The following is a 9,116-nucleotide window of genomic DNA, read 5'->3' as shown; positions in this document are numbered from 1 at the left end:
CACCAGAAGATTTAATGGATAATTACTTGGCGGCACAAGCCGCATAAATGGTATGCGCTTCAAGGTTGAATCCGCGAGGTGAAAATACGCCTGATATCTATATTAGTTTTCGAAAGAAAGATGGTTCATGGGGGGAAGCAATTAACATGGGGAATACGATAAATACAGCACTCTATGAGCAGCGCCCGAAAGTGACACCCGATGGAAAATATTTATTTTTTTGGAAGGGAGATGTAAAGTTTAGAGAAGATGGAAGTAGATATGTGGTAGGAAACCCTTATTGGGTGGATGCGAAGATTATTGAAACACTCAGACCCAAACAATAAACTATATAACAAATAAGGATATGTTGCGCTTACCGCAGCATATCTGGTTGTTGAACAAGCCCGGCCAGCTCTATTAATGTAAATAAGTCGAGAGGGAATGGGTTTTGGAGGAAGGCCCTTACAGGCAAGCAAAATTCTCGTTCGGTAGGCGAAAAAATTCGTTGTTACATAGTGCACTCGCTCCTTTACGTAAGGTTCATTAATCCTCGCGGTGGTGGCGTCCGTTTTCTAACCATTTTTATCCAGGCTGGAATTTTCGAGGGTAAATGCCCGTCACCCGCATAGGACTGCGGCAGTGAGGGCAAGGCAGGCTCGCGGCTTTTTTCGTTGGTGGCGTTGACCTTCGTACCTTCAACACCCACTGCTTCAACACCCACTGTAGGAGTCGCACAGAAAGCAGTCGAGACAAAAAAGGCGCAAATCGGTGCTGGCAGCAAGGTCAATCACCCCGCCTATGTGGGCGATGCCATCGTGAGGGAGGCGGTGAATATTGGCGCCGGTGGAAGTGTGCAGAGATGCCACTGTGGGCGCATGCTCCACAATCACCAACATAGTGAGCGCGGATGAGTTGGCCGTGGTGCGGGGCAGACAACGCAATATCATCGGTTGGCAGCACCCGGCCCAAAAGCACCGGCAGTGACAGCTTTCTCCAAAAATTTTCCGGTGGCGTATTAAATTCCGGCGGGTATTCTCTCTTCGCGCGGGTTCAGTTCCCCCTTTTGTCCGTTAAACTTGCGTTTCGGGAACAAAAAGGAATAGCCCGATGCACAAGCCCAGAATGCAGCCACTTGCCAGTTTCGACATCGCCTCGCTGCAGTATCTGGATGAGCGGGGACAGACAACCCAGACACTGCCGGATTTCGCAACACCGGATGCCCTGGTTGCCCACTACCGGCAAATGACCCTGACCCGGATGGTGGATGGTCGCGCAGTGAAAATGCAGCGCACCGGGCAACTGGGCACCTATCCCTCGAGTCTCGGGCAGGAAGCGATAGGTGTGGGCGTGGGCGCCGCCATGGGAGGGGAGGATGTCTATTGTCCCAATTACCGGGAAACGGGCGCCCTTCTGGAGCGGGGTGTTGCTATTGAGGAGATATACGCCATATGGGGCGGGGATGAACGCGGCCAGAACTTTCGCCATGCCCGCGAGGACCTCCCCCTAAGCGTCCCCATTGCAACACAGATTCTGCATGGCGCGGGCGTTGCCTTTGCCCTCAAATATAAAAATGCACACCTGAACGAACCCGCGCGCGTAGCCGTTGCCAGTGGTGGTGACGGCGCCACCTCCCGGGGGGATTTCTACGAAGCGATCAACCTGGCTGGAGAGTGGAAACTGCCGCTGGTGGTTGTTATTAACAACAACCAGTGGGCCATATCCCTGCCCCGCTCCGAGCAGACCGCCTGTAAAACACTCGCACAAAAAGCCATTGCCGCGGGCATTCCCGGCTTGCAGGTGGATGGCAACGATGTGATCGCGGTGCGCCAGGCGGTGGCAGAAGCGGTCGGGTTGGCACGCAATGGTGGCGGCCCTTCGTTGATTGAGGCGGTCAGCTACCGGCTCTGCGATCACACCACTGCCGACGATGCCAGCCGCTACCAGTCCAAAGAGACTTTGCGTGACGCCTGGTCGCGGGAGCCGCTGGTACGTCTGCGAACCTATTTGGACAGTGCGGGCCTCTGGGGGGATAACCAGGAAGAGGAGCTGCAACGGGAGCTGACCCAGACACTGGAGAAGGGGGTACGCAACTATAAGGAAACCCCGAAAGATGCCGCAACGGCGATGTTCGACCATCTTTATGCGGCCCTGCCCGAGGCCTTCCTGGAGCAGTACCAGCAACTGCAGGGGGGTGGCTGATCATGGCGGAGATTACCTTGGTACAGGCGGTGACCCAGGCCCTTGCCCACGAGATGCAGGCTGATCCAAGGGTGATTGTCTACGGCGAGGATGTCGGGATTAATGGTGGCGTGTTTCGCGCTACTGAAGGCTTGCAGGAGAGGTTTGGCGGCGCCCGTGTGATAGACACACCGCTGGCGGAGACCATGATTGCCGGGATTGCTGTGGGCATGGCTGCGCAGGGGCTGCGCCCGGTGGCGGAGTTCCAGTTTATGGGGTTTATCTACCCCGCACTGGACCATATCCTCAGCCACGCGAGCCGCTTTCGCAACCGCACCCGCGGACGGCTGTCCTGCCCTATCGTTTACCGCGCGCCCTACGGTGGCGGTATTCACGCACCGGAGCACCACTCGGAAAGCACTGAAGCCCTGTTTGCCCATATTCCCGGCCTGCGCTTGGTGGTGCCCTCCTCCCCCGCCCGTGCCTATGGACTGCTGCTGGCGGCGATCCGGGATCCGGACCCGGTGATTTTTCTGGAACCCAAACGCATTTACCGGGCGGTGCGCCAGGAGGTGCCCGACTCCGGCCAGGCACTGCCGCTGGATCGCGCTTTCGTACTGCGCGAGGGGGGCGATATCACCCTGATTGCCTGGGGCGCAGCCCTCAAGGAAACCCTGGAGGCAGCGGAGCAGCTGGCAGCAGAAGGTATCCAGGCTGAGGTAATAGACCCGGCTACCCTCAAACCCCTGGATATACACACCGTTATCGACTCTCTGGAAAAGACGCACTGCTGCGTTGTGGTACACGAAGCGGCGCGTTTTTGCGGTCTGGGCGCCGAAGTGGTTGCGCAGGTCAATGAGTATGCTTTCGATTTGCTGAAGGCACCGGTACAGCGGGTCACCGGCTACGACACAGTGATGCCCTACTACCAGTTGGAGGACAAGTATCTGCCGGGTGTGACGCGTATTGTTACGGCTGTGAAGGAAGTGCGAGACTACGCCAAAGGAAGGGGATTATGAAGATATTCACCCTGCCCGATTTGGGCGAAGGACTGCCCGATGCCGTGGTGCGGGAATGGCACGTAAGCGAGGGAAGCAGCATTGCCGCACACGAGAGTCTGGTGACAGTAGAGACCGCCAAGGCACTGGTAGAGGTGCCCGCGCCCTGGGGCGGCAGGGTGGAAAAACTGTTTGCTGAAGTGGATGAAACCGTCAATGTCGGCGATCCACTGGTGGGGTTTACCGGCACCGACGAAGGGGAAGCGGAAGCGCAGCCGGGCCCCGGCGACAGTGAAGCGGTGCCAGAGCCTGTGCAAGCCGCCGCAGGGGAGGGTGCCCGCGGGGACAGCGGAACCGTGGTGGGCAGCCTGGAACGGGGTGAGGAGGTACTCGAAGCCGAGCCACAACAGGCGCAGGGTCCCCGGCGGCTTGCCACGCCCTCGGTGCGCGCCCTGGCCCGGCGTCTGGGAGTGGATTTACAGCGGCTTTCCAAAGATGGTGCCAGGGTGACTGCGGCACAGGTGTGTGATGCCGCCGGCTCCCAGCCCCAGGCACCCGCAGAAACCGCCGTGAAACCAGCCGCTGCCACTGCCGGCGAGTCAGCGACAGCCATGTCCCCGGCGCGGCGCGCCATGGGATTGTCCATGAGTCGTGCACGGGATCAGGTGGCACAGATAACCTTGTGCGATGATGCGGATATCTCCAACTGGTGGGGGAGCGCCCCTGCCCTGTTGCGCCTGATTCGGGCCCTGCAGGCGGCCTGTATCGCCGAGCCGAACCTCAATGCCCTCTACCGGGACGATCAGCTGATCCCCCAAGAGACTGTCAATATCGGATTGGCGGTGGATTCACCAAGAGGGCTGTTTGTCCCTGTGCTCAGGGATGTCGCCGCGCGCTCGGATGACGCGCTGTTGCAACAGGTGGCAGACTTCAAGCACCAGGCCAGGGAAACCGGCATCGCCCAGAGCGATTTACAGGGAGGCTCCATACTATTGTCCAATTTCGGCGCTATCGCCGGGCGCTACGCAACCCCGCTGGTGTTGCCACCGACCGTCGCAATTGTCGGGGCCGGGCGGGTCTGCCAGGGCGTGGTGGTGGTAGACCGCTGGCCCGCCATGCGCCCACTGCTACCTCTCTCTATCAGTGCCGATCACCGCGCCGTGACCGGGGGTGAGCTGGCGCGTTTTCTCCAGGCTATGTTGCAGGCGCTATCCGGTTGAACCGCGCTTTCAGCCCCACGAATCAGCCGCAATACCGCTTACCCACCCTGGAACCTGGCCTTGCAGAAAATTAAGCTGGGAACATATCTTTCGTTTTGCTATCTTTAAGTTTCGAAACGAAAGTTATCCATGCATGTCCAAGCGTAATACACAGCAGCGTCGCCACGGCATTTTGAACCTTCTCAATGAGATGGGAGAGGCCAGTGTTGAACTGCTGGCGCGACGCTTCGAAACCTCTGAGGTTACGATCCGAAAGGATCTGACCGCGATGGAAAACCACGGACTGCTATTGCGCCGCCGTGGCGGTGCAATCCCGCTGCCTCGGGAACTGGTGGTGGAGGGGGCGCCCTCTGAGGTTAAACGCGCCATTGGCCGCGCAGCAGCGGCACTCATTCCCGACCACCACCGCATAGTGATTGATTACGGTCGCACCACCGCGGCAATGATTCCCGAGCTGGAATGCAAACGCGGCCTGGTGGTGATGACCAACTCTCTGCATGTGGCCAATGCGTTGCGTGAATTGGAAAACGAACCCACCTTGCTCATGACCGGGGGCACCTGGGACCCCCACTTCGAGGCGTTCCAGGGCAGGGTGGCGGAACAGGTGCTGCGGGATTACGACTTTGACCGCGCCTTTATTGGTGCTGATGGAATAGATCTGGAACGTGGCACTTGCACATTCAATGAGCAGATTGGACTGTCGCGTGTGATGGCTGAAGTTGCCCGGGAGGTGGTGGTATTGGCGGAGTCCAGCAAGGTGGGTAGGCGCATTCCGAATCTGGAACTGTCCTGGGAACGGGTGGATACCCTGGTCACTGATGCAGGCTTGAATGACAGTGCCCAGCAACAACTTGAGGTGCTGGGGGTGCAGGTCATTCGTGCAGAGACGACCGGCGGAGCCTAGCCTGGCTTAGCCAAAGAACTGAACATGAGAAAGTGTTTTTTGAGGAGATCAACATGTGTGGAATTGTTGGCGCCCTTGCGCAACGCAATGTCACTGAAATTCTGCTGGAGGGATTGCGGCGCCTGGAATACCGGGGTTACGACTCGGCGGGTGTTTGCCTGCGCAATGGTGATGGCCGGCTGCAATTGCGCAAGAGCCTGGGTAAGGTTGCCGATCTGGAGGCCAAACTGCAGGAGGAGCCTGCCGAGGGCCATCAGGGCATTGCGCACACCCGCTGGGCCACCCACGGGGTTCCCTCCGATGAAAATGCCCATCCGCATATGTCCGGGCCTATCGCCCTGGTGCACAATGGTATTATTGAAAACCATCAGGCATTGCGCTCCGGGCTACAGGAGAAGGGGTATCAATTTGCCTCAGATACCGATACCGAGGTGGTGGCGCACTTGATTCACTCACTGAGCAAAGAGGGGCTCAGCCTGGTGGACGCCGTAGGTAAGGCAACAAAGATGCTGGAGGGCGCTTATGCCCTTGCCGTTATCAGCAGTGAGGACCCAGAGGTCCTGGCCTGTGCCCGCTACGGCAGTCCCCTGGTTTTGGGTGCCGGCATTGAGGAAAACTTTATTGCTTCGGACCCCATGGCTCTGCGCCAGGTGACCGATCGCTTTCTTTTCCTCGAAGAGGGCGATGTCGCGGAGGTACGTCGCAGCGGTATCTCTGTGCGCGACAAGCGGGGTGACGCGGTCAGCCGCCCGGTGCACAAACTGGATGGTGGCCATGATGTAGCCGACAAGGGCCATTATCGCCACTATATGCAGAAGGAAATTTTCGAACAGCCGCAAGTGGTGGCGGCGACCCTGGCAGGGCGTATTGGTGAACACTCGGTGTTGTCCCAGGCGCTGGGGACCCGCGCCCGGGAGATTCTGCCGCAAGTGGAGCAGGTGCAGATTGTCGCCTGTGGTACCAGCTACCATGCGGGTATGGTGGCCCGCTACTGGCTGGAGGATTGGGCCGGGGTGCCCTGTTCGGTGGAAGTGGCCAGCGAGCTGCGCTATCGCAAAACTGTAGTACGCCCCGGAACCCTGTTTGTCACCATCTCCCAGTCTGGGGAAACGGCGGATACCCTGGCAGCCCTGCGCCAGGCCAAGGCACTCGGCTATCTGGCCTCCATGACCATTTGCAACGTACCCAATAGTTCCCTGGTGCGTGAATCAGAATTATCCCTGATGACTGAGGCCGGCCCGGAAATTGGAGTGGCCTCCACCAAGGCCTTCACCACCCAGTTGGTGGCCCTGCAACTGTTCTGTATCGCGCTGGCCAGGGCCAATGGGCTTTCCAGCGAGCGCGAGGCCGAGCTGGTGGGTGCCCTGCACCAGCTACCGAAGCTGATGGCAGCATTCACCGGCCTGGACAAAATTGTGCGGCACACCAGTGAGGCTTTTGCGGAGAAAAACCATGCGCTCTTCCTAGGACGCGGGGTAGAGTTCCCCATCGCTCTGGAGGGGGCATTGAAGCTCAAGGAAATTTCCTATATCCACGCCGAGGCCTACCCGGCCGGTGAGCTCAAACACGGCCCCCTGGCCCTGGTGGATGCGGATATGCCGGTGATTGTTGTGGCACCCAATAATGAGTTATTGGAAAAGCTCAAGTCCAATCTGCAGGAAGTGCGCGCCCGGGGCGGGCAGCTGTTTGTCTTTGCGAGCCCCAAGGCCGGATTTGCCAGTGAGGAAGGGCTTACCCTGATCGAAGTGCCGGATGCCCCCGAGAGCCTGGCGCCAATTCTTTACACGGTGCCCCTGCAATTGCTCAGCTACCATGTGGCGTTACTGAAGGGGACCGATGTGGACCAGCCGAGGAATCTGGCCAAATCGGTTACTGTGGAATGAATCAGGCACTGCCTGTTTACCAGTTGTTGAATTACAAGGAAGCGTAATACTTTCAGCGTTTCTGAGCTTTGCTAGACACTTCCTAACAGAGCTCAGACGCTGATAATGAAAGATTTTCTTTGCCCTATCTCGACCAGACCGCGAACTTCTAGCTCATCAAACTGAGAAAGCTGCCCGCTATGTCGTTTTTCTATCCCTAACAGGTTGTTGAAAAAGGCACCCTGCCTTTTTCAAAACACGAAAAGCGAAAAATGTGATTTTCAATTTTCTCCCAAAATCAACGACTTAGATTTCGCCGATTTTGCCGAAATATCCATATTTCGGTACCAGGCGTAGAAATTCTTCGAATTTCAACAGTCTACTAATGGCTACCTTCCCCACAAAGGAGAGGGAATCAAAGGAGTATTTTCCAATCCAGAAATAGACCTGAAGTAAACATGCAGGCTATTGAAGTGATTAAAGCCGGGGCATACTGCTGGGGGATATGGCTATAACCATAGAGCTTGCGAACGACCGAGCCATTTTTATTTTCCACTGACGCATTATCGTTGCTTTGGCGTGACCGCGATTTGGTGAATTCAACCCGCAACTTATCGAGCAGTTCGGCAACGGTGTAATTGATGTTTTCACTGCCATTGTCGGCATGAAAGCCCTGTATTGTAAAGGGAAAGGCAGCAAAGATTTGTTTGATCGCTGGCCAGCAACTGGTTTAGTGCAACCTGCATAGGCAGGCCGTACAGCACATACAACCACCGGGTACCTCTTGAATATATACCGTGCCTTTCCATCAGGACTCAAACAGTGCGCCGCCAGCCCCCACCTCACCAAACTCATGCCCTAACACGGCTCAGCGCTCATCAGCGGGCTTATTGTCGAGAAGATAACGAATTGCCGTTGTTTTACCGACACCGAGAAAAGTCGGTAATCACATTTGCCGGTACTCCGCGTATCGGTTCTTTATCTGCCACTAAGCTGCATTCTGGCCGCACTCATCGCAGACACATTCCAGTTCCAGCTGTGACGTTTGAAAGTGATACCCGGCACGCTCAACCGTATCGCGCAATGCGGCGATGACTTCGGGCCTGATACCTATTTCCCGCACTTTGCTACAGCGATTGCAGATCAAAAATTGCGGGGTTTGATGACTGTGATCACAGGTGATATGAGCACATGCCAAATATTTGTTTTCTGAATTAAGCTTGTGGACCAAGTTCTCTTCAGCCAAAAAATCCAGCATTCGATAAACCGACATAGCCGGGATTGAACTGTCATAATCCCGTTTGTACTGCTCTGCAATCTCATAAGCAGAGAGTGGAGTTTTTGACCGCAGTAATATGGTAAGAATATTCCTGCGTTTCTCAGTCAGACTGGCCCCTGAATTACGGCAAGTCTGCTCTGCCACGCTCAAGGACCGTTTTATTTGGGATGCTTTCATAGCCTATTACATCTGTGGTTCATTGTCTTTTGCAGTGAGCAGGCTGGCGCCCAGACCATTGGGGCAAAGCCACTGCGCTGCAATCTTATGGATACCGGGAAAACTCGTAAACAGCGCCACGATGACACTTTTTGAATTACGCCGGATTCTAACCTTCAAATTTATAACCAGCGTGGAAACCGGTATGCGCCGCCGTTGTATCCACTCTCCCTTTCAGTATGAGGCGCCTCAACATTGGCGCTTGGCAACCGGCTCCAGTGCCGACAAATTTCAGTAAGGAATCAGGTTCGACCACTTTACGTACAACCTGCTCCTGTAGCTGCCTCCGGGCAAAACTACGCGGTGGATGTTCGAACCCCACCAGGTGCGCCGCCAGCGACTTCAGCGCACTGTGGCTCTTTTCTGCCTCGGCCGCAACTTTTGTCATCGCCTTGCTGTGCATATAACCACCGATATTACCAGATACCGTCTCGGTATTGCGCAAAACGAGAAGTATATGCTCCCTCGGTTTCACTG

The 9,116-nt window shown here is 56.4% G+C and carries 10 protein-coding genes; 6 read left to right on the top strand and 4 right to left on the bottom strand.

Annotated elements, in window-relative coordinates; genetic code table 11:
• Positions 1–146 precede the first annotated feature (146 nt).
• Positions 147–326 carry a hypothetical protein gene (locus Q1A48_RS13025; protein WP_299945538.1) on the top strand — a complete coding sequence of 60 codons (180 nt, stop codon included), beginning with the start codon at positions 147–149 and terminating at the stop codon, positions 324–326.
• A gap of 366 nt (positions 327–692) precedes the next feature.
• Here Q1A48_RS13025 and Q1A48_RS13020 read toward each other — a convergent pair whose 3' ends face one another.
• Positions 693–929, bottom strand: a complete 237-nt coding sequence (locus tag Q1A48_RS13020; RefSeq protein ID WP_299945537.1) for a hypothetical protein — start codon at positions 927–929, stop codon at positions 693–695.
• Positions 930–1,089: 160 nt separating this feature from the next.
• On the opposite strand from Q1A48_RS13020, the gene pdhA reads away from it, so the two are divergent.
• From pdhA to glmS, 5 genes are all read left to right on the top strand, one after another.
• A complete protein-coding gene (gene pdhA / locus Q1A48_RS13015; RefSeq protein WP_299945534.1) occupies positions 1,090–2,181 on the top strand; it encodes a pyruvate dehydrogenase (acetyl-transferring) E1 component subunit alpha in 1,092 nt (363 codons plus the stop codon).
• A 2-nt stretch (positions 2,182–2,183) separates the two neighbouring features.
• Positions 2,184–3,179: an alpha-ketoacid dehydrogenase subunit beta gene (locus tag Q1A48_RS13010; protein ID WP_299945532.1), complete on the top strand. Its 996-nt coding sequence runs from the start codon at positions 2,184–2,186 to the stop codon at positions 3,177–3,179.
• Positions 3,176–4,378, top strand: a complete 1,203-nt coding sequence (locus Q1A48_RS13005; RefSeq protein ID WP_299945530.1) for a dihydrolipoamide acetyltransferase family protein — start codon at positions 3,176–3,178, stop codon at positions 4,376–4,378. The genes Q1A48_RS13010 and Q1A48_RS13005 overlap by 4 nt, the downstream gene beginning before the upstream one ends.
• A gap of 133 nt (positions 4,379–4,511) precedes the next feature.
• Positions 4,512–5,282, top strand: a complete 771-nt coding sequence (locus Q1A48_RS13000; RefSeq protein WP_299945528.1) for a DeoR family transcriptional regulator — start codon at positions 4,512–4,514, stop codon at positions 5,280–5,282.
• A 53-nt stretch (positions 5,283–5,335) separates the two neighbouring features.
• Positions 5,336–7,165 carry a glutamine--fructose-6-phosphate transaminase (isomerizing) gene (gene glmS / locus Q1A48_RS12995; RefSeq protein WP_299945526.1) on the top strand — a complete coding sequence of 610 codons (1,830 nt, stop codon included), beginning with the start codon at positions 5,336–5,338 and terminating at the stop codon, positions 7,163–7,165.
• 967 nt (positions 7,166–8,132) lie between these two features.
• Here the strand turns inward: glmS and Q1A48_RS12990 are convergent.
• The 3 genes from Q1A48_RS12990 to Q1A48_RS12980 are packed head-to-tail and all read right to left on the bottom strand — an operon-like array spanning position 8,133 to position 9,114.
• On the bottom strand, positions 8,133–8,600 hold the full coding sequence (locus tag Q1A48_RS12990; protein WP_299945523.1) for a Fur family transcriptional regulator: 468 nt from the start codon (positions 8,598–8,600) through the stop codon (positions 8,133–8,135).
• Positions 8,601–8,606: 6 nt separating this feature from the next.
• Positions 8,607–8,759 (bottom strand): hypothetical protein, encoded by a 153-nt coding sequence (locus Q1A48_RS12985; protein WP_299945522.1) that lies wholly within the window; start codon positions 8,757–8,759, stop codon positions 8,607–8,609.
• A complete protein-coding gene (locus Q1A48_RS12980) occupies positions 8,749–9,114 on the bottom strand; it encodes a DUF2796 domain-containing protein (RefSeq protein WP_299945519.1) in 366 nt (121 codons plus the stop codon). Before Q1A48_RS12980 ends, Q1A48_RS12985 begins: the two co-directional genes overlap by 11 nt.
• Positions 9,115–9,116: the final 2 nt, after the last annotated feature.

The sequence above is a fragment of the uncultured Microbulbifer sp. genome (genome assembly GCF_947489355.1).
GTDB lineage: Bacteria > Pseudomonadota > Gammaproteobacteria > Pseudomonadales > Cellvibrionaceae > Microbulbifer.
Note: the sequence above shows the minus strand (reverse complement) of the source record. Positions and strands in the feature narration are given on the sequence as shown.

Bases quoted from the DNA above. Each gene is read 5' to 3' on its own strand.
- Q1A48_RS13010 (WP_299945532.1), top strand. From the start codon at position 2,184: ATGGCGGAGATTACCTTGGTACAGGCGGTGACCCAGGCCCTTGCCCAC.
- Q1A48_RS13020 (WP_299945537.1), bottom strand. From the start codon at position 929: ATGATATTGCGTTGTCTGCCCCGCACCACGGCCAACTCATCCGCGCTC.
- Q1A48_RS12990 (WP_299945523.1), bottom strand. From the start codon at position 8,600: ATGAAAGCATCCCAAATAAAACGGTCCTTGAGCGTGGCAGAGCAGACT.
- pdhA (WP_299945534.1), top strand. From the start codon at position 1,090: ATGCACAAGCCCAGAATGCAGCCACTTGCCAGTTTCGACATCGCCTCG.
- glmS (WP_299945526.1), top strand. From the start codon at position 5,336: ATGTGTGGAATTGTTGGCGCCCTTGCGCAACGCAATGTCACTGAAATT.
- Q1A48_RS13005 (WP_299945530.1), top strand. From the start codon at position 3,176: ATGAAGATATTCACCCTGCCCGATTTGGGCGAAGGACTGCCCGATGCC.
- Q1A48_RS13000 (WP_299945528.1), top strand. From the start codon at position 4,512: ATGTCCAAGCGTAATACACAGCAGCGTCGCCACGGCATTTTGAACCTT.
- Q1A48_RS13025 (WP_299945538.1), top strand. From the start codon at position 147: ATGGGGAATACGATAAATACAGCACTCTATGAGCAGCGCCCGAAAGTG.